This window comes from Corallococcus macrosporus, assembly GCF_017302985.1.
In the GTDB taxonomy this organism is placed as follows: Bacteria; Myxococcota; Myxococcia; order Myxococcales; family Myxococcaceae; genus Corallococcus; species Corallococcus macrosporus_A.
The window spans coordinates 1042479-1064591 of the sequence record NZ_JAFIMU010000004.1 but is presented as its reverse complement, the minus strand read 5'-3'; the positions used below and the strand labels follow the sequence as shown (position 1 = coordinate 1064591).

Genomic DNA, 22113 nt, shown 5'->3' with positions numbered 1-22113 from the left:
GCGCTCTTCGAGCAGATGGCGATCCACCAGGGTGAGACCCTGGCGCGGGTGCCTCAGCTCATGATTGGCGGCGACGTGATGCCGGCCGAGCGCGCCCGTCAGCACCTGGCAAAGCTGGCGCCCGGCTCCGTGCTCGTCAACGGCTACGGGCCCACCGAGAACACCACCGCCTCCACCGCGCACGTCATGGGCCTGGGGGCGACCGTCGGGCATGCGGTGCCCATCGGCAAGCCCATCGGCCAGTCCACGACGTACGTGCTGGACGCAGGCCTGAGGCCCGTGCCCGTGGGCGTGGCCGGAGAGCTCTTCGTCGGAGGCCTCGGCCTCGCGTGGGGCTACCTGCGCCGCCCCGACCTCACCGCCGAGCGCTTCGTTCCGCATCCCTTCGCCACGACTCCAGGCGAGCGTCTGTACCGCACGGGCGACAAGGCCCGCTGGCGCGCGGACGGCACGTTGGAGTTCCTGGGCCGCACTGACTTCCAGGTGAAGGTGCGCGGCTTCCGCATCGAGCCGGGCGAGGTGGAGTCCGCGCTGCAACAACTGCCTGGCGTCGCCGAGACGTTGGTCATGGCTCGCGAGGACGTGCCCGGCGACAAGCGCCTGGTGGCCTACGTCGCCATTCCTTCCGGGGACGGTGGACCGACGCTGGACGCAGCGGCACTGCGAGGCCACCTCCAGCAACTGCTGCCAGCGCACATGGTGCCCACCTCCTTCGTCGTGATGGAGGCCCTGCCCCTCACGCCCAATGGAAAGGTGGACCGCAACGCCCTTCCCGCCCCCACTGCGACAGCGTTGGAGCCGGGACGGTACGTGCCTCCGACGACGCCCACCGAGCAGAAGCTCGCGGCCCTCTGGACCGAGGTACTCCGCATCGAGCGCATCGGTGCGGAGGATGACTTCTTCGAGGTCGGTGGACATTCGCTGCTGGGTACCCAGCTCGTCTCGCGGATCCGCTCGGCCTTCGGCGTGGAACTGCCGCTGCGCGCCCTCTTCGAAGCGCCCACGCTCGCCCGGCTCTCCCTCCGCGTGGACGAAGCGCTGCAGGCCGCCGACGGCATTGCCCTCCCGCCGCCGAGCGCCATTACCCGGGGCGATGAAGCGCCGCTCTCGTTCGCTCAGCAGCGGCTGTGGTTCCTGGATCAGCTCCAGCCGGGAACGGCCACGTACAACATCCCGGGCGCCCTGCGCCTGGATGGGCCGCTGGACCTCGCGGCGCTGGAGCGCTCCTTCCGCGAACTCCTCCAGCGTCACGAGTCCTTGCGCACCACCTTCCACTCGCGCGAGGGCGAACCTGTCCAGCGATTCCACGCCACGGCCGACTTCACCCTGGGCGTGCAGAGCCTGGAGCACCTGACCCCGGACACGCGCGAAGCCGAAGCGCGCCGTCTCGCTGGCGCCGAGGCCCTGCGTCCCTTCGACCTCGCCAAGGGCCCGCTGCTGCGCGCCTCGCTACTGAAGCTCGCGGAGCAGCAGCACGTGCTGCTCGTGACGATGCACCACATCGTCTCCGACGGCTGGTCCATGGGCATCCTCGTGCGCGAGCTGGGTGCCCTCTACCGTGCCTTCTCCTCGGGCCTCACTTCGCCCTTGGCGGCACTGCCTCTTCAGTACGCGGACTACGCCCTCTGGCAGCGCGACTGGCTGCAGGGCGAGGCCCTCGAGCGCCAGCGCTCCTGGTGGCGCCAGCACCTCACCGGCGCGCCGGGTGCGCTGGAGCTGCCCACCGACTTCCCCCGTCCCGCCGTCCAGTCCTTCCGCGGCGCCTCCGTCCAGTTCCTGCTCCCGCCGGAGCTCTCCAACGGCCTCCAGGACCTCGCCCAGCGGCACGGCGCCACGCTCTTCATGGCGCTGCTGGCCTCCACGCAGGCTCTGCTCGCGCGTCACTCCGGCCAGGACGACATCGTCATCGGCTCGCCCATTGCCGGCCGCCGCTTCGCGGAGCTGGAAGGCCTCATCGGCTTCTTCATCAACACGCTCGCCCTGCGCTCCCGCATGGACGACGACCCCTCCTTCGTTCAGTTGCTGGGCCGCGTGCGCGAGGCCACCCTCGGCGCCTACGCCCACCAGGACATCCCCTTCGAGAAGCTGGTGGAGGAGCTTCAGCCCCAGCGCGACATGAGCCGCTCACCGCTCTTCCAGGTGATGCTCATTCTTCAGAACGCGCCTCGCGCGGAGGAAAGTGCGCAGTCCGACGTCCTGTCCCTGCGCCCCGTCGAGCAGGATGGCAGCACGTCCTCGAAGTTCGACCTCACCTTCGCCTTCACGCACTCGCCCCAGGGGCTGGCCGGTTCCGTCACGTACAGCACGGCCCTGTTCCGTGAGGACACCATCCGCCGGCTCGTCGGCCACCTGCGTGTGCTGCTCCAGGCTGTCGTCCTGGATGCCGGGCAGCATGTGTCCGCGCTGCCCCTCATGGACGAGGCCGAGCGGCGCCAGGTGCTATTCGACTGGAACGACACGCGAGTTGACTTCTCGCGCGCAGCCACGCGGCACAGCCAAATCGATGCCCTGCACGATGTTGCGCTGAATAGTGCCATCAACGCCCAGCGCGATGCCGCACGGAATGGCCCTATCAAGGTCCAGCGCGATGTTGCGAGGAATGGGCCTGTCGACGCCCAGCGCGATGCCACGCTGAATAGCCTCATCGAGATCCAGCTCGATGCCGCGCTGAATGGCCGCAGTGAGGCCCAGCTTGATGCCGGGCGGAAGGGCTTCAGCGAGGCCCAGCTCGATGCCGCGCTGAATGGCCGCAGTGAGGCCCAGCTCGATGCCGCGCGGAATGGCTTCAGCGAGGCCCAGCTCGATGCCGCACGGAATGGCTTCAGCGAAGCCCAGCACGATGCCGCACGGAATGGCCTCAGTGAGGCCCAGCTCGATGCCGCACGGAATGGCCTCAGCGACACCCAGCGTGATGCCACGTTGAATGGCTTCAGCGAGGCCCAGCTCGATGCCGCACGGAATGGCCTCAGTGACACCCAGCGCGATGCCACGTTGAATGGCCTCAGTGAGGCCCAGCTCGATGCCGCACTGGATGGCCTCATCAAGGCTGAGCGCGATGCCGCACGAAATGGCCTCAAGGAGGCCCAACGCGATGCCACGCTGCATGGCCGCATTGAGGCCCAGCGCGAAGCCACACCGGACGGCTTCATTGAGGCTCAGCGCGATGCCACGCGGAATGGCCTCTTCGAGGTCCAGCGCGAGGCCACTCGGCATGGCCGCATTGAGGCCCAACGCGATGCCACGCTGCCTGAGCTGATCCAGGCGCAGGTGGAGCGCACGCCGGATGCGGTGGCGCTCGTGTTCGAGGGCCGCACGCTCACGTACCGGGAGCTGGACGCGCGGGCCAATCAGCTCGCCCATGCCCTCATCGCGCGCGGTGTCGGGCCCGAGGTTCGCGTCGGCCTGCTGCTGGAGCGTTCGCTGGAGCTCGTCGTTGCCCTGTTGGCCACGCTCAAGGCTGGCGGCGCCTACGTCCCCTTCGACCCCGCCTACCCTGCCCAGCGCCTCTCCTGGATGCTGGAGGACGCGCGCCCTGCGGTCCTCCTGGCCCAGGAGCACCTGCTCTCGCGTCTGCCCGCGCATGACGCCCAGGTGCTGTGCATGGACGCGCAGTGGGACGACATCGCCTCCCAGCCCCGGCACGCGCCTCCTCCCCGCGCCACTGCCGACGGCCTCGCCTACGTCATCTTCACCTCCGGCAGCACCGGCCGCCCCAAGGGCGCCATGAATGCCCATGGCCCCGTCGTCAACCGCCTGCGGTGGATGCAGTCCGCCTATGGCCTGGGGCCTTCGGATGTCGTCCTGCAGAAGACGCCCTTCAGCTTCGACGTCTCCGTCTGGGAGTTCTTCTGGCCTCTCATGACGGGCGCACGCCTCGTCGTCGCGAAGCCTGGAGGCCATCAGGACCCTGCCTACCTCGCGCGCCTCATCTCCGAAGCGGGCGTCACCACCCTGCACTTCGTGCCCTCCATGCTCCAGGTGTTCCTGGAGGAGCCGGGGCTGGAAGCGTGCACCTCGCTTCGCCGCGTGGTTTGCAGCGGTGAAGCCCTCCCGGTGGAGCTTGCTGAGCGGTGCCTGCGGCGGATGCCGTGGGCCGGGCTGCACAACCTCTACGGCCCCACCGAGGCCGCCGTCGACGTCACCTTCCACCAGTGCCTGCCCGGTGAGTCTCGTCGCTCCGTGCCCATTGGCCGGCCGGTGGCCAATACCCAAATCCGCCTCCTGGACTCCCGCCTGGAGCCCGTGCCCGTGGGTGTGGCGGGAGAGCTCTTCATCGGCGGCGTGCAGGTGGGCCGCGGCTACCTGGGCCGCCCTGAGCTGACGGCCGAGCGCTTCATCCCGGATGCCTTCAGCGACACGCCGGGCGCGCGGCTCTACCGCACCGGCGACGTGGCCCGCTGGCTGCCCGACGGCGCCATCGAGTACGTGGGCCGTGCGGACTTCCAGGTGAAGGTGCGCGGCCTGCGCATCGAGTTGGGAGAGATTGAGGCCGCGCTGGAGCAGCACCCCGGCGTGCGTCAGGCCGTGGTCGTGGCACGTGAGGACTCGGCCGGTGACAAGCGGCTGGTGGCCTACGTCGTCCGTGGCAGCGACGAGGCGGTGGAGGTCTCCGCGCTGCGCTCGCGGCTACACGAGAAGCTGCCGGAGTACATGGTGCCCTCCGCCTTCGTGGTGCTGGAGGCCCTGCCGCTGACTCCCAGCGGAAAGGTGGACCGCAAGGCCCTGCCCGCACCGGAGGCCCCGGTCTCCACCGCCGAGTACGTCGCTCCGCGAAACCCCACCGAGCAGAAGCTCGCGGCCCTCTGGGCCCAGGTACTGCGCGTGACCCGCGTGGGCGCCACCGACCACTTCTTCGAACTCGGCGGCCACTCCCTCCTGGCCACGCAGCTCGTCTCGCGGATCCGCTCGGCCTTCGGCGTGGAACTGCCGCTGCGTGCCCTCTTCGAAGCGCCCACGCTCGCCCGGCTCTCCCTCCGCGTGGACGAAGCGCTGCAGGCCGCCGACGGCATTGCCCTCCCGCCGCCGAGCGCCATCGCCCGGGGCAATGAAGCGCCGCTCTCGTTCGCTCAGCAGCGACTGTGGTTCCTGGATCAGCTCCAGCCGGGAACGGCCACGTACAACATCCCGGGTGCCCTGCGCCTGGATGGGCCGCTGGACCTCGCGGCGCTGGAGCGCTCCTTCCGCGAACTCCTCCAGCGTCACGAGTCCTTGCGCACCACCTTCCACTCGCGCGAGGGCGAACCCGTCCAGCGCTTCCACGCCACGGCCGACTTCACCCTGGCCGTGCAGGACCTGGAACACCTCACCCCGGACGCGCGCGAAGCCGAAGCGCGGCGTCTCGCTGGCGCCGAGGCCCTGCGCCCCTTCGACCTCGCCAGGGGCCCGCTGCTGCGCGCCTCGCTGCTGAGGCTAGCGGAGCAGCAGCACGTGCTGCTCGTGACGATGCACCACATCGTCTCCGACGGCTGGTCCATGGGCATCCTCGTGCGCGAGCTGGGTGCCCTCTACCGTGTCTTCTCCTCGGGCCTCACTTCTCAGCTGGCCGCACTGCCCCTTCAGTACGCGGACTACGCCCTCTGGCAGCGCGACTGGCTGCGGGGCGAGGCCCTCGAGCGCCAGCGCTCCTGGTGGCGCCAGCACCTCACCGGCGCGCCGGGTGCGCTGGAGCTGCCCACCGACTTCCCCCGTCCCGCCGTCCAGTCCTTCCGCGGCGCCTCCGTCCAGTTCCTGCTCCCGCCGGAGCTTTCCAACGGCCTCCAGGACCTCGCCCAGCGGCACGGCGCCACGCTCTTCATGGCGCTGCTGGCCTCCACGCAGGCCCTGCTCGCGCGCCACTCCGGCCAGGACGACATCGTCATCGGCTCACCCATTGCCGGCCGCCGCTTCGCGGAGCTGGAAGGCCTCATCGGCTTCTTCATCAACACGCTCGCCCTGCGCTCCCGCATGGACGACGACCCCTCCTTCGTTCAGCTGCTCGGCCGCGTGCGCGAGGCCACCCTCGGCGCCTACGCGCACCAGGACATCCCCTTCGAGAAGCTGGTGGAGGAGCTTCAGCCCCAGCGCGACATGAGCCGCTCACCGCTCTTCCAGGTGATGCTCATTCTTCAGAACGCGCCTCGCGCGGAGGAAGGTACTCAGCCCGACGTCCTGTCCCTGCGTCCCGTCGAGCAGGACGGCAGCACGTCCTCGAAGTTCGACCTCACCTTCGCCTTCACGCACTCGCCCCAGGGGCTGGCGGGTTCCATCACGTACAGCACGGCCCTGTTCCGTGAGGACACCATCCGCCGGCTCGCCGGCCACCTGCGTGTGCTGCTCCAGGCTGTCGTTCGCACGCCGGACACACGGGTGCATGATCTGCCCCTGCTTCCCTCCGACGAGCGCCAGCAGGTGCTCCTCGCTTGGAACGACACCGCCCGTTCCTTCGACGCCACCCGCGTCCATGCCCGGTTCGAAGCCCAGGCCACTCGCACTCCGGACGCGTTCGCCCTCGTCGCCGGAGAGGAGCGGCTCACCTACCGTGAGCTGCACCAGCGAGTCCTGCGCCTCTCCCACAGACTCCAGGCACTGGGCGTTCGCCCGGACGAGCCCGTGGCCCTGTGCGCCCGCCGGTCACCGGACATGGTCGTGGCGATGCTCGCCATCCTCCACGCTGGCGGCGCCTACCTGCCGTTGGATCCGAGCTACCCCGCGGATCGCCTCGCGTGGATGCTCCGCGACTCGCGGGCCCGCGTGCTCGTCACCCAGCGGCCTCTGCGCGACACGGTGCCTGCGGACGGGCTGGACGTGGTGTTCATCGAGGAGACCGGCGACGGCGAGGCCGCGCAGGCTCCGGGCGCATCCCTTTCCTCGACGCTGGCCTACGTCATCTACACGTCGGGAAGCACGGGACGCCCCAAGGGCGTCATGGTTCCTCATCACACCCTGTCGAACTACCTGGAGGCCATGGACCTGGTGCTGGGGACGTCCTCTCCAGGCATCTGGCTCGCCGTCACCAGCATCTCCTTCGACATCCACGTCCTGGAGCTGCTCTGGACGCTGACGCGCGGCTTCCAGGTCGTGCTCCATGACGAACAGGCCGTGGCCCGGGGCGCCGCGCTCCCGCTCTCGCAGCTCCTGCGTCGTCATGCCGTCACCCACATGCAGTGCACGCCCGCCTTCGCGCGCACGCTCGTGCTCGCGCCCGACAGCGTGACGTCGCTGGGAGCGCTGCGGCACCTGCTCGTCGGCGGCGAAGCCCTGCCCGGGGCGCTCGCGCTCCAACTGCGGGAGGCCGTGCCCTCGGCCGTGCTGCGGAACATGTACGGGCCCACGGAGACCACCGTCTACTCCTCCGAGCACGCCGTCACTGGCGACGCGCTGCCCGCCACCATCTCCATTGGCGCGCCCATCGCGAACACGCGCATGTACGTGCTGGATCCGCGAGGCCAGCCCGTGCCCGTGGGCGTTGCCGGTGAGCTCTTCATCGCGGGCGACGGCGTGGTGCGCGGCTACCTGGCGCGCCCGGAGCTGACCGCCGAGCGCTTCGTGCCGGATGCCTTCTCCGGCGACCCTGGCGCTCGCATGTACCGCACGGGCGACCTCGCGCGCTGGCGCTCCGACGGGACGCTCGACTTCCTGGGCCGCTCCGACTTCCAGGTGAAGGTGCGCGGCTTCCGCATCGAACCCGGAGAGGTGGAGGCCGTTCTCGTCCGGCACCCGGACGTGCTCCAGGCCGTGGCGGGGGCGCGGCTCGACGCTTCCGGTGATGGTCGGCTCGTGGCGTGGGTGGTGCTGCGGGACGGGCAGACGCTGGAGCGCGCGGCGCTGCGCGACTTCGCCCGCCAGCACCTTCCCGAGCACCTGGTGCCGTCGCTCTTCATGGCGCTGGCTGCGTTCCCGCTCACGCCCAATGGCAAGGTGGACCGCAAGGCCCTGCCCATGCCGGAGGCTCCCGTCTCCACCGACGGGTACGTCGCTCCGCGCACGAGCACCGAGGAGCAGCTCTCGGCGCTCTGGGCGCAGGTGCTTCGCGTGCCGCGCGTGGGGGCCACCGACCACTTCTTCGAACTGGGCGGTCACTCGCTCCTGGCCACGCAGCTCGTCTCGCGTCTGCGCGCGACGTTCGGCATCGAGCTGCCCCTCCGGGCGCTGTTCGAAGGGCCGACCGTGGCGGAGATGGCGACGCGCATCGACGCCGCGCTCCAGTCCGGCCAGCTCGCGGCGGCGCCGCCCCTCCAGCGCGCGCCGTCTTCCGACGCGCTGCCGGTCTCGTACTCGCAGCACCGGGTGTGGCTGCTCGACCAGCTGTCTCCCGGCGGCACGGCGTTCAACATGCCGCTGGCCCTGCGCCTGTCCGGAGCGCTGGACGTCGAGGCCCTGCGCCGCGCCCTCGAAGCCCTGGTGCACCGGCACGAAGCCCTGCGCACCACGTTCCGCGCGACCGCCGAGGGCCCCATCCAGGTCATCGCGCCACCCGGCCCGCTGACGCTGGAGCCCATCGACCTGCGCTCGCTGCCCTACGACGCGCGGGAGGCCGAGGCCCAGCGCCGCTCCGACGCGGAGGCCTCGCGTCCCTTCGACCTGGCCACGGGCCCGCTGCTGCGTGTGTCGCTGCTGGTCCTGGACGACGGGGAGCACGTCCTCCTCCTCACGCTGCATCACATCATCAGCGACGGCTGGTCCATGTCCGTGATGGTGCGCGAGGTGGTGGAGCTCTACCGGGCCTTCTCCACGCACACCCCCGCGTCCCTTCCGCCGCTGTCGCTCCAGTTCTCCGACTACGCCGCCTGGCAGCGCCAGTGGTTGCAGGGGGACGTGCTGGAGGAGCAGCTCACGTGGTGGCGGCGCCAGTTGGACGGCGCTCCGCACGCGCTGGAGCTGCCCACCGACCGGCCTCGCGCGCCCCACGCCTCGTTCCAGGCGGGGCTGCTCCCCGTGGAGCTTCCGCTGGCGCTGAGTGAGGCCGTGGAGGCGCTCTGCCGCCGTGAGGGCGTCACGCCCTTCATGTTCCTGCTGGCGGCCTTCCAGGTGCTGCTGTCGCGCTACTCCGGCCAGGACGACATCAGCGTGGGATCGCCCGTCGCGGGCCGCAACCGCGCGGAGCTGGAAGGGCTCATCGGCTTCTTCCTCAACACGCTCGTCCTGCGCACCCGCCTGGACGGGGACCCCACCGTGCGCGAGTTGCTGGCGCGCGTGCGCACCACGGCGCTGGACGCCTTCGCGCACCAGCACGTGCCCTTCGAACAGCTCCAGCCGATGCGCGACCTGCACCAGGCGCCGCTGTTCCAGGTGATGTTCATCCTCCAGAACATGCCCCCCGCGGAGCTGTCCGTCCCGGGGCTGACGTTCCGAGCGCTCCCGTCGCGAGGCCGCGCCGCCAAGTTCGACCTGACGCTGGCGCTCAGCCGGACCGCGCGAGGCTTCACGGGGACGCTGGAGTACGCCCAGGACTTCTACGACGCCGCCACCGCCGAGCGGTGGATGCACCACCTGCGTGTGCTGGTGGAGGCCCTGGTGGCCGCTCCCGAACGCCGGCTCTCCGCGATCCCGCTGCTGACGGAAACCGAGCGCCGGCAGGTGCTGGTGGACTGGAACGCCACGCGCGCGGACTTCCCTGACGCCTGCGTGCACTCGCTCTTCGAGGCGCAGGTGCGCCGTGCGCCAGACGCACGCGCCGCCACGTTCGAGGGAACGCACCTCACGTACGCGGAGCTGGACGCCCGCGCCAACCAGGTCGCGCACGCGCTGCGCCGCCGGGGTGTCGGGCCCGAGGTGCGCGTGGCCCTGAGCATGGAGCGCTCGCTGGACGTCGTCATCGGCCTGCTGGGCATCCTCAAGGCCGGATGCGCGTGGGTGCCGGTGGATCCGCTCCTGCCGAGCGAACGGCGCGCCTTCATGCTGGAGGACAGCGGCGCCCGGGTGTTGCTGACGCAGGCGGCGCTGCGCGACCGCTTCTCCCAGGCCTACAGCGCGTCCGCGCTCTGCCTGGACGCTGAACGCGACGCCCTTTCGCAGGAGCGCACCGACGCGCCTGCCTGCGGCGTCACCCCGCGCCACCTGGCCTACCTGCTCTACACGTCCGGCAGCACCGGCCTGCCCAAGGGCACCCTGGTGGAGCACCGGAGCGGGGCCAACCTCGTCACGCACGAGGCCGTGGCGTATGGCATTGGACCGGGGGACCGCGTCCTCCAGTTCGCCAACCTGAGCTTCGACCTGTCGGTGGAGGAGATCTTCACCACGCTGTGCGCCGGCGCGACGCTGGTGCTGGCACCGATGGAGAAGCTGATGCCGGGCGCGCCGCTGCAGCAGTTGCTGCGCGAGCAGGCCCTGACGGTCATCAGCCTCACGCCCGCGGCGCTGGCGGCCACTCCCGCGGACGGGCTGCCCGCGCTGCGCACCGTCATCTCCGGAGGCGAGGCCCTGCCCGCCGACGTGGTGGCGCGGTGGGCCTCCGGGCGGCGGCTGATCAACACCTACGGCCCCACGGAGGCCACGGTGGTGGCCACGCTCACCGACTGCGTGGCGGACGGACTGGTGCCCGCCATCGGCAGGCCCCTGTCCAACGTACGCGCCTACGTGCTGGACGCGCGCGGCCAGCCGGTGCCCGTGGGCGTGCGAGGAGAGCTGTACCTGGGAGGCGTGGGCGTGGCGCGCGGCTACGCGGGGCGTCCCGTGCTGACGGCCGAGCGCTTCGTGCCAGACACGTTCTCGGGTGATGCCGGTGCAAGGCTGTACCGCACGGGCGACGTGGTGCGCTGGCGCGAGGACGGCACGCTGGAGTTCGTGGGCCGCGCCGACGCGCAGGTGAAGGTGCGCGGCTTCCGCATCGAATTGGGCGAGGTGGAGGCGGTGCTGCGCACGGCCCCCGCGGTGAGGGAGGCAGTGGTCCTGGTGCGCGAGGACGTGCCGGGCGACAAGCGCCTCGTGGCCTACGTCGTCGCGGATGCGCCGGACGTGTCCGCGCTCCGTGAACACCTGAAGCAGCACCTGCCGGAGTACATGGTGCCCGCGGCCTTCGTCGCGCTGCCCGCCCTGCCGCTCACCGCCAACGGCAAGGTGGATCGCAGGGCCCTGCCCGCGCCGGACTTCACGGGCGATGAGCGCGAGCACGTCCCGCCGCGCACAGGTACCGAGGAGCGGCTCGCTGGCCTGTGGCGTCCGCTCCTGGGCGTCAACCGGGTGGGGGCGACCGACAGCTTCTTCGACCTGGGAGGCCACTCGCTGCTGGCCACCCAGGCCATCAGCCGCATCCGGGAAGCCTTCGGCGTGGAGCTGCCGCTGCGCGCCCTCTTCGACGCGCCCACCGTCGAAGGACTGGCCGCACGAATCGACGCGGCCCTTGAAGGCAGGGGCCTGCCGACGCCTTCGCGCCGGAGTGAAGGCCCCGCGCTGTCCGTGCCGCTCCTTCCCCTGGAGGAGGTCGCGGCGCGCGAAGTGGCACGGCCCGCACCGGTGGAACCGGGCGATGACTCCGCCAACGTCCGCCCGCTCACGGACGCCGAGCGTCGGCAGGTGCTTATCGATTGGAACTCGACGGCGACCGACTTCCCGCGCGATGCCACGTTGCCTGAGCTGATCCAGGCGCAGGTGGAGCGCACGCCGGATGCGGTGGCGCTCGTGTTCGAGGGCCGCACCCTCACGTACCGGGAGCTGGACACGCGGGCCAATCAGCTCGCCCATGCCCTCATCGCGCGCGGTGTCGGGCCCGAGGTTCGCGTCGGCCTGCTGCTGGAGCGCTCGCTGGAGCTCGTCGTTGCCCTGTTGGCCACGCTCAAGGCCGGTGGCGCCTACGTCCCCTTCGACCCGGCCTACCCCGCCCAGCGCCTCTCCTGGATGCTGGAGGACGCGCGCCCCGCCGTCCTCCTGGCCCAGGAGCACCTGCTCTCGCGTCTGCCCGCGCATGACGCCCAGGTGCTGTGCATGGACGCGCAGTGGGACGACATCGCCTCCCAGCCCCGGCACGCGCCTCCTCCCCGCGCCACCGCCGACGGCCTCGCCTACGTCATCTTCACCTCCGGCAGCACCGGCCGCCCCAAGGGCGCCATGAATGCCCATGGCCCCGTCGTCAACCGCCTGCGGTGGATGCAGTCCGCCTATGGCCTGGGGCCTTCGGATGTCGTCCTGCAGAAGACGCCCTTCAGCTTCGACGTCTCCGTCTGGGAGTTCTTCTGGCCTCTCATGACGGGCGCACGCCTCGTCGTCGCGAAGCCCGGCGGCCATCAGGACCCTGCCTACCTCGCGCGCCTCATCTCCGAAGCGGGCGTCACCACCCTGCACTTCGTGCCCTCCATGCTCCAGGTGTTCCTGGAGGAGCCGGCGCTGGAAGCGTGCACCTCGCTTCGCCGCGTGGTTTGCAGCGGTGAAGCCCTCCCGGTGGAGCTTGCTGAGCGGTGCCTGCGGCGGCTGCCCTGGGCCGGGCTGCACAACCTCTACGGCCCCACCGAGGCTGCTGTCGACGTCACCTTCCACCAGTGCTTGCCTGGCGAATCTCGCCGCTCCGTGCCCATTGGCCGGCCGGTGGCCAATACCCAAATCCGCCTCCTGGACTCCCGCCTGGAGCCCGTGCCCGTGGGCGTTGCGGGAGAGCTCTTCATCGGCGGTGTGCAGGTGGGCCGAGGCTACCTGGGCCGTCCGGAGCTGACGGCCGAGCGCTTCATCCCGGATGCCTTCGGCGACACGCCGGGCGCGCGGCTCTACCGCACCGGCGACGTGGCCCGTTGGCTGCCGGATGGCGCCATCGAGTACGTGGGCCGTGCGGACTTCCAGGTGAAGGTGCGCGGCCTGCGCATCGAGTTGGGAGAGATTGAAGCCGCGCTGGAGCAGCACCCCGGCGTGCGTCAGGCCGTGGTCGTGGCACGTGAGGACTCGGCCGGTGACAAGCGGCTGGTGGCCTACGTCGTCCGGGGCAGCGAAGCGGTGGAGGTGAGCGCATTGCGCTCGCGGCTGCACGAGAAGCTGCCGGAGTACATGGTGCCCTCCGCCTTCGTGGTGATGGACGCACTGCCGCTGACTCCCAGCGGAAAGGTGGACCGCAAGGCCCTTCCTGCTCCGGAAACCTCACGGACCCGCATTCCCACCCGCCCACCGGACACCGACACGGAGCGCGAGCTGGCGGCGCTGTGGAGCCGCGTGCTCCGCATCGAGGACGTGGGTGCCGACGACAGCTTCTTCGACCTGGGCGGTCACTCGTTGAGCGCCACCCAGGTGCTCGCGCGCGTGCGCCAGCACTTCGGGGTCGAGCTCTCGCTTCCCGGCTTCTTCGCGAGCCCCACCGTGGAGGCGATGGCCCGCCGCATCGACGCGCTGCTCCTGGATCGGCCCGCGGCGCCCGTGCCACCGCTCCGCGCGCGGACCACGCAGGACCCCGCGCCCCTGTCCTTCGCGCAGCAGCGCCTGTGGTTCCTCTCGAAGCTGGACCCCGACAGCTCGAACTACAACCTCCCCACCGCCGTGCTGCTGGAGGGCCCGCTCGACGTGCCCGCGCTCACGCGCGCCCTCCGAGACCTGCTCCAGCGCCACGAGTCCCTGCGCACGACGCTCCAGGAGCACGGCCACCAGCCCGTCCAGGTCATCGCCCCCGAGCCTCCGCTGCCCGCGGTCTGGGCGGACCTCCGCGACCTGCCCGCCAACGAACGCGAAGCCACGCTCCAGCGCCTCGTTGAGCACGAGGCCTGGCGGCCCTTCGACCTGGCGATGGGACCGCTCTGGCGCGTGCTCCTCTTCCGGCTGGAGGAGGCACGCCATGCGCTGATCATCACCCTGCACCACGTCATCTCCGACGGCTGGTCCATGGGCGTCCTCGTCCAGGAGCTGACGACGCTCTACACGGCCCACGCGCAGGGGCGTCCCGCGAGCCTGGAACCGCTCGCCGTGCAGTACCCGGACTTCGCCCTCTGGCAGCGCGGATGGCTGCGCGACGAGGTGCTGGAGGCACAGCTCGGCTGGTGGCGGGCCCGGCTCCAGGGTGCGCCCCGGACGCTGGAGCTGCCCACGGACCGCCCGCGCCCGGCCGCGCCGACGCTCCAGGGTGGCGCGTACGCGTTCCAGTTCCCCGTGGAGCTGTCGGAAGCGCTCCAGACCCTCTGCCGTCAGGAGGGCGTCACGCCTTCCATGGTGGTGCTGGCCGCGTTCCAGTTGCTGCTGTCGCGCTACTCCGGCCAGGAGGACATCAGCGTGGGCTCGCCCATCGCCGGGCGCACGCACGCGGAGCTGGAAGGGCTCATCGGCTTCTTCGTGAACACGCTGGTCCTGCGCACGGACCTCGCTGGGGTCCCCAGCTTCCGCGCGTTGCTCGCCCGGGTTCGCGACGTGACGCTGGGCGCCTACGCCCACCAGGACGTGCCCTTCGAGAAGCTTGTGGAGACCCTGCGGCCCGAGCGCATCGCGGGCCGCGCGCCGCTCTTCCAGGTGATGCTCGCGTACCAGAACGCCCCGATGCCGGAGGTGCTCGGGCCCGGGCTGAAGATGGGCTCGATCAAGATCGAGCACCGCGCGTCGAAGTTCGACCTCGTCCTGTCCGTCAACGACCGGGGCCAGGGCCTGCGCGGCGTGCTGGAGTACAGCACCGACCTGTTCGACGCCTCGACGGCGGAGCGCATGATGGGCCACCTGCGCGTGCTGCTGGAGGGCGCGCTCGCGGGACCGGATCATCCGCTCCACGCGCTGCCCCTGCTCACGGCAGGGGAGCGGCACCTGCTGTTCCACGCGTGGCGCGATCCGTCCGCCGCCACCGCGAAGGACGCCGGTCTGCACCGGCTGCTCCAGGCCCAGGCCCGGCTCACACCCGAGGCCGTGGCCGCGGAACAGGAAGGCGAGACGCTCACCTGGGCCGAGGCGTACCGGCGAGCCCGCGAGGTGTACCGGGCGCTGGTGGCCCAGCGGAAGGTGGAGCTGCCCGCTCCGCCTGCGCTGGTCCCCGTGCCGCGCTCGGGTCCGCTGCCGCTGTCGTTCGCGCAGCAGCGGCTGTGGTTCATTGATCAGCTGCAGCCCGGCACCGCCACGTACAACATCCCGTTCGCGCTGCGCGTGCGGGGAGCGCTGGACGTGCCGGCCCTGGAGCAGGCCTTCCGTGCGCTCCTCCACCGTCACGAAGCCCTGCGCACCACGTTCGTGGTTCGTGACTCGGAACCCTTCCAGGAGATCCATTCGGCCGGCGACTTCCACCTGACCGTGGTGGACCTGGGCGCGCTGCCCGGGGCCGAACGGGAGGCCGAGGCCCAGGGACGCGCCGACGCCGAGGCCGTGCGTCCGTTCGACCTCGCGCGCGGTCCACTGCTGCGTGCCTCGCTGATCCGGATCGACTCGCAGGAGCACGTGCTGCTCTTGACGATGCACCACATCGTTTCCGACGGCTGGTCCATGGACGTGCTGGTGCGCGAGGTGACGGGGCTCTACGGGGCCTTCGTGCAGGGCAGGTCTTCGCCGCTGCCGGAGCTGCCGGTCCAGTACGCGGACTACGCCGTGTGGCAGCGCTCGTGGTTGCAGGGGGAGGTGCTGGAGGCGCAGTTGGGTTACTGGAAGCAGCAGCTCACCGGTGCGCCGGCCCTGCTGGAACTGCCCACGGACAAGCCGCGTCCCGCCGTGCAGTCCCAGCGCGGTGCGTCCCTGCCCGTGAACCTGCCGCTGTCCGATGCACTGACGGACTTCTGCCAGCGTGAAGGCGTCACGCCCTTCATGGCCCTGCTGGCTGCGTTCCAGGTGCTGCTGTCGCGCTACTCCGGCCAGGAGGATGTCTCCGTCGGTACGCCCATCGCGGGCCGGACTCGCGGAGAGACGGAAGGCCTCATCGGCCTGTTCATCAACACCCTCGTCCTGCGCGCCCACGTCGCGCCGGAGGCTTCATTCCGACAGCTGCTGGCCCAGGTGCGCGACACGACCCTGGCGGCTTACGAGCACCAGCACCTGCCCTTCGAGAAGCTTGTCGAGGAGCTTCAGCCGCAGCGCAGCCTGAGCCATTCGCCTCTCTTCCAGGTCATGCTCGTGCTGCAGAACGCGCCGGCCTCGGAGCTGAGCCTTTCCGGCCTGTCCTTCCAGCCGCTCGCGCGTGACTTCGAGGCCACCAAGTCGGACCTCACGCTGTCGCTCGCCCAGACGGCGCAGGGCCTCACCGGCACCCTGGGCTATCGCACCGACCTGTTCGAAGCGTCCACCGTCACTCGCATGGTGGAACACCTGCGCGTGCTGCTGGAGGCCGCGCTCGCGTCGCCAGAGTCACGCGTCAGTGAGCTGCCACTGCTGACGGACGCGGAGAAGAAGCTGCTCCTCACGGACTTCGTCTCCACCGAGGCGCCGCTTCCTCCGCCACGCAGCGTGCATGCCCTCTTCGAGCAGCGCGCGGCCCTCCATCCGGATGCGCCCGCCGTGGCATGCGATGGACAGGTGCTCACCTACGGGGAGCTGAACGCGCGCGCCAACCAACTGGCCTGGCACCTGCGCTCCCTGGGCGTCGGCACCGACTCGTGCGTTGCCCTATGCCTGGAGCGCTCCGTTGAAACCGTCGTCGCGCTGCTGGGTGTCTGGAAGGCTGGCGGTGCCTACGTGCCGCTCGACCCGGCTCAGCCCGCCCTGCGCTTGCAGTCCCTGGTGCAGGAGGTTTCCGCGCCCGTCGTCGTCACAACGTCGCGCCATGCGTCTGCTTTTGCCTCTACCAGCTCACGCAACGTACGCCTGAATGAGGACGCGTCCTCCATTGCGTCTCTCAGCGTGCACGTCGTTCGCCTGGATGAGGACGCCACGGTGCTCTCGCGCCTGCGCACGGACGCGCCTCCGGTTGAGTCGCATCCGGACTCTCTCGCCTATGTCCTCTTCACCTCCGGCTCCACCGGCAGGCCCAAGGGCGTCGCTGTCGCCCACTCGCAACTCTTCACCTACGTCGACTCGGTGACGCAGCGCCTGGGGCTGGAGGCCTGCGCAAGCTTCGCGCTCGTCTCCACCTTCGTCGCCGACCTGGGCAACACCGTCCTCTTCCCTGCCCTCACCACGGGCGGCTTGCTGCACGTCCTCACCCAGGAGTGCGCCTCCAGCCCTGCGGCCCTGGCCGACTACTTCTCACGCCACCCCATCGACTGCATGAAGGTGGTGCCTTCCCACCTGGCCGCGCTGCTCACCGCGCCCCAGCCCCGCCACGTCCTGCCTCGTAAGCGCCTGGTGCTGGGCGGTGAGTCCTCCACCTGGGCCCTGCTCCAGTCCGTGCACGCACTTGCTCCGGAGTGCGAGGTGCACAACCACTACGGCCCTACCGAGACGACTGTCGGCGTCCTTGCCGGCCGCGTGCAACTGCCTCCGGCCCAGCCGGCTTTGGCCTCCGTGCCGCTGGGCTGGCCCCTGGCCCATTCGCGCCTCTACGTCCTGGATGCTTCGCTGCGGCCCACCCCGCTGGGCGTCCCGGGCGAGCTCTTCGTCGGTGGCGCACAGGTGACTCGCGGTTACCTCGCCCGGCCTGACTTGACGGCCGAGCGCTACGTGCCGGACCCGTTCAGCCCCGCCCCTGGTGCTCGCATGTACCGCACGGGTGACCGCGTGCGCTGGCTCGCGGACGGCCGCGTGGAGTTCCTCGGCCGCGTCGACTTCCAGGTGAAGGTGCGTGGCTTCCGCGTCGAGCCCGGAGAAGTCGCCACCGTGCTTCGTGCGCTCCCCTCCGTGCATGAAGCCGTCGTCGTCGCTCGCCAGGACTCGCCCGGTGAGGCTCGCCTCGTCGCCTACGTCGTCGCGGACTCCACCGACGTGCCCTCGCTCCGGGAGAACCTGAAGCAGCGGCTGCCCGAGTACATGGTGCCCTCCGCCTTCGTCTTCCTGGAGGCCCTGCCTCTCACTCCCAACGGCAAGGTCGACCGCAAGGCCCTGCCCGCTCCGGAGGCTTCCGCTTCGAGCTCCGATTACGTGGCGCCTCGCACTCCCACGGAGGAGCTGCTCGCGTCCCTCTGGGCCGAAGTGCTGCGTCTGCCCCGCGTGGGCGCACAGGACCAGTTCTTCGAGCTGGGCGGTCACTCACTGCTCGCCACTCAGCTCGTGGCCCGGGTGCGTGCGGCGTTCGGCGTGGAACTTCCCCTTCGCTCCATCTTCGAAGCACCCATCCTGACGGACCTCGCACGCCGCATCGACGACACGGCGAAGCATGCGTCCGGCGTGAAGGCACCACCGCTCGTGCCGGCACCTCGCACGGGAGAACTGCCGCTGTCCTTCGCGCAGCAGCGCCTGTGGTTCATCGACCAGCTCGTCCCCGGGTCGTCCACCTACAACGTCCCGTCCATCCTCCGCCTGGAAGGCGGGCTGCACGTCGAAGCCCTGCGCCAGAGCCTCACCGAGCTGGTGCGCCGCCATGAAGCCCTGCGCACCCGCTTCCCCTCTCGCCAGGGGCAGCCCTTCCAGCACATCGATGCCCCCAGCGACCTGCCCCTGCCCACGGTGGACCTCAACCACCTGGGCGTGGCAGCCCTCAACGAAGCACGGCGCCTGGCCTCCATTGAGGCCCAGCGTCCCTTCGACCTGGCCTCCGGACCCCTCGTGCGCACGCTGCTGCTGACGCTCGCACCCACCGAGCACGTGCTCGTCTTCACGCTGCACCACATCGTGTCCGACGGCTGGTCTCGCGGCGTCCTCGTCCGCGAAATGGCCGCGCTCTACCAGGCCTTCTCCAGCGGCCAGCCCTCGCCTCTGCGCGAGCTGCCCGTCCAGTACGCCGACTACGCCCTCTGGCAGCGCTCGTGGCTGCACGGAGACGTCCTGGAAGCCCAGCTCTCCTACTGGCGTCAGCGGCTCGCGGACGCGGCGCCCCTGGAGCTGCCCACGGATCTCCCTCGGCCTCCCGTGCAGTCCTTCCGTGGCGACGTCGTCCCGCTGCGGCTGTCCGCGTCGCTCGCGCAGGCCCTCAAGGCCCTGGGGCGGAGTGACGGTGTCACGCCGTTCATGCTCCTGCTCGCGGCCTTCCAGGTGCTGCTCTCGCGCTACGCGGGGCAGGAGGACATCAGCGTCGGCACGCCCATCGCCGGCCGCACGCACGCGGAGACGGAGAGCCTCATCGGCTTCTTCGTGAACACGCTCGTGCTGCGCTCGCGGGTGTCCCCTGGCGCGTCCTTCCACCAGCTGCTCCAGCAAGTGCGCGAGGCCTCCCTGGGGGCATACGCCCATCAGGACGTCCCCTTCGAGCGGCTCGTCGAGGACCTGAGGCCCCAGCGCGACCTGACGCGCCCGCCGCTCTTCCAGGCCCTCTTCACCATGCAGAACGCTTCCATGCCGGCCGTCCAACTGCCGGGCCTCGCCCTGCGTCCCCTGGACGTGGAAGGCCACAGCGTCAAGGCGGAGCTGGAGCTGTTCCTCTCCGAGTCCTCCGACGGCTTCGAGGGCTCGCTCGGCTTCAACACCGACCTCTTCGCTCCCGCCACGGCCCAACGAATGGCGCGGCACTTCGGCGCCCTCGTCGAAGCGCTCGTCTCGCATCCGGAGGCACCGCTCACGTCCGCGTCCATGCTCTCCCCGGACGAGCAGCGTCAGGTGTTGCTCGACTGGAACGACACGCGGGTGCCCTTCCCCGACGAGGTGTCCATCCACCAGCGCTTCGCGGCCCAGGCACGCCAGACGCCGGACGCCGTGGCCCTTATCTCCGGCGAAGACCGCCTCACGTACCGGCAGCTCGACGAACGTGCCAACCAGCTCGCCCATGCCCTCATCGGCCTGGGCGTCGCTCCGGGCGTTCCCGTCGCAATGGCCCTGGAGCGCTCGTTCGACCTCGTCGTCGTGCTCCTCGCCGTCCTCAAGGCCGGCGCGGCCTACGTCCCGCTGGAGCTGACCCATCCCCGCGAGCGTCTTGCCCTGCTGCTGCAGGACTGCGCCTCGCCCCTGCTCCTGTCCCACGCCTCGCTGGCGCAGCGCCTGCCGTCCTTCTCCGGCCGCACCCTCCTGCTGGACGACGAGGCCTCACTCCTCGCGCGTCAGCCCACGCATGCGCCCGCGGTCTCCACGTCTCCGGACAGCCTCGCCTACGTGATGTTCACCTCCGGCTCCACCGGTCGGCCCAAGGGTGTCCTGGTGCCTCACCGGGGCGTCACCCGGTTGGTGCTCGGCGGCTCCTTCATCCACTTCGGATCCGACGAGGTCTTCCTCCAGTTCGCCCCCGTTGCCTTCGACGCCTCCACGCTCGAAATCTGGGGTGCGCTGCTCCACGGCGGGAAGCTCGTCCTCGCGCCGCCCCATGCCCTGTCCACCGAGGAGCTCGCGGCCCTGCTTCGTCATCACCGCGTGACGACGCTGTGGCTCACCGCCGCACTCTTCGAGCAGATGACGCTGCACCAGGGCGAGGCCCTCGCGCAGGTCCGCCAGGTCCTCGCGGGTGGTGACGTGCTGCCCACGGAGCGCGTGCGCCAGCACCTCTCGCGCCTGAGCCCGGGCTCCGTCCTGATCAACGGCTACGGCCCCACCGAGAACACGACCTTCTCCACCACGCTCACGCTCCATCCCGACACGCGCGTGGACGGTCCCGTGCCGATTGGCCGCCCCATCTCCAATGCCACGGCCTACGTGCTCGACGCGCACCTGCGCCCGGTGCCCGTGGGCGTCCCGGGTGAGCTCTTCGTCGGCGGCGACGGCCTCGCGTGGGGATACCTGAACCGTTCCGACCTCACCGCCGAGCGCTTCATCCCGCACCCCTTCGCCATCACGCCCGGCCAGCGCCTCTACCGCACGGGCGACAAGGCGCGCTGGCTCGCGGACGGCACGCTCGACTTCCTCGGCCGCACCGACTTCCAGCTCAAGCTGCGCGGCTTCCGCATCGAGCCGGGCGAAATCGAATCCGCGCTGCGGCGGCTCCCCGCCGTCGCGGAAGCGCTGGTGCTGGCCCGCGAGGACGTGCCCGGCGACAAGCGCCTCGTCGCCTACGTCGTCCCGTCGTCTCCTGCGCCCGAGGACCTGGCGGAGACACTGCGGCTCCAGCTCCAGCAACAACTGCCCGGCTACATGGTGCCCTCGGCCTTCGTCGTGATGGAGGCCCTGCCGCTCAACGCCAACGGCAAGGTGGACCGCGGGGCCGTGCCCGCTCCGGACGCCGCCGCGTCGCACGGCCGCTACGTCGCGCCGCGCACGCCCATGGAGCAGCTCATCGCGCGAGCCTTCGCGGAGGTGCTGCGCCTGGAGCGCGTCAGCGCCGATGCGGACTTCTTCGACCTGGGCGGCCACTCGCTGCTCGCCGTGCACCTGATGGCGCTCCTCCGTGAGCGGACGGGCCGCGCGTTGCCCCTGTCCGCGCTCTTCCAGGGCTCCACCGTCGAACGGCTCGCGGCGCTGCTCTCGCCTTCCGACAAGACCCGCGCCCTGGGACCGAACCTGGCGCGGCTCGGCACGGGGGACTCACAGCGCCGGCCGCTGTTCCTGGTCCATGGCGGTGGCGGTGGCGTGCTCAGCTACGCGGACCTCGTGCGCCACCTGGGCAACGAGCGGCCCGTGTACGGCATTTTCGCACCCGGCCTGGAGGACGGAGACCTGCCGCCGTCGTCCATGGAGGCGCTGGCCCGGCTCTACCTGGAGCAGGTGCGCGAAGTGCAGCCCCACGGCCCCTACCGGCTCGCGGGATGGTCCTTCGGCGGCCTGGTGGTCTACGAGATGGCGCGTCAGCTCCAGGCCCTCGGCGAGCCGGTGGAGTTTCTGGCGCTGCTCGACAGCCTCGCGCCGTCCGGAGCGCCGGATCCGGAGCCGCCGCCGCTGATCCGTCTGGCCGCGTTCGGCAAGATGGTCGGGCTCCCCGTCCAGGACGTCCCTGCTCCCGAGCTGGAGCAACTGGGAGGCCTGGAGGGCGAAGCCCTGCTGTCACGGATGATCAGCCTCCTGCGCAACCTGCCCGCCGCGGGTGGCCTGGAGCCGGGACAGATTGAACGCCTCTTCGCCGTCCACGAGCGGCTGGGAGAAGCCAACCGAGGCTACGTGCCCGCCAGCCGCTACGAAGGCCCCGCCGAGCTCTTCCGCGCCGCGGTGCGCGCGAGCGATCCCACCCGCGCCGAGGACGAAGGCTGGAAGGCCTGGCTGCCAGGAGGTGTCTCGGTATGCCACGTGCCGGGCACGCACCTGACCATCCTGGAGGAGCCCCAGGTCCCCACGCTGGCAGAGCGGCTCACGGAGCGACTGCGCGCCCTGGACTCCGAAAGCCGATGA

Annotated in this window: 1 protein-coding gene (cut by a window edge); it reads left to right on the top strand. The window is 70.8% G+C overall.

Features of this window, described 5'->3' with window-relative positions; all coding sequences use genetic code 11:
• Positions 1–22113: the 3' portion of a non-ribosomal peptide synthetase gene (locus tag JYK02_RS09620; protein ID WP_207050571.1), read on the top strand. 14952 nt of this gene lie to the left of the window's left edge; 22113 of the gene's 37065 nt are visible here — the last part of the coding sequence; the start codon falls outside the window, past its left edge; its stop codon occupies positions 22111–22113.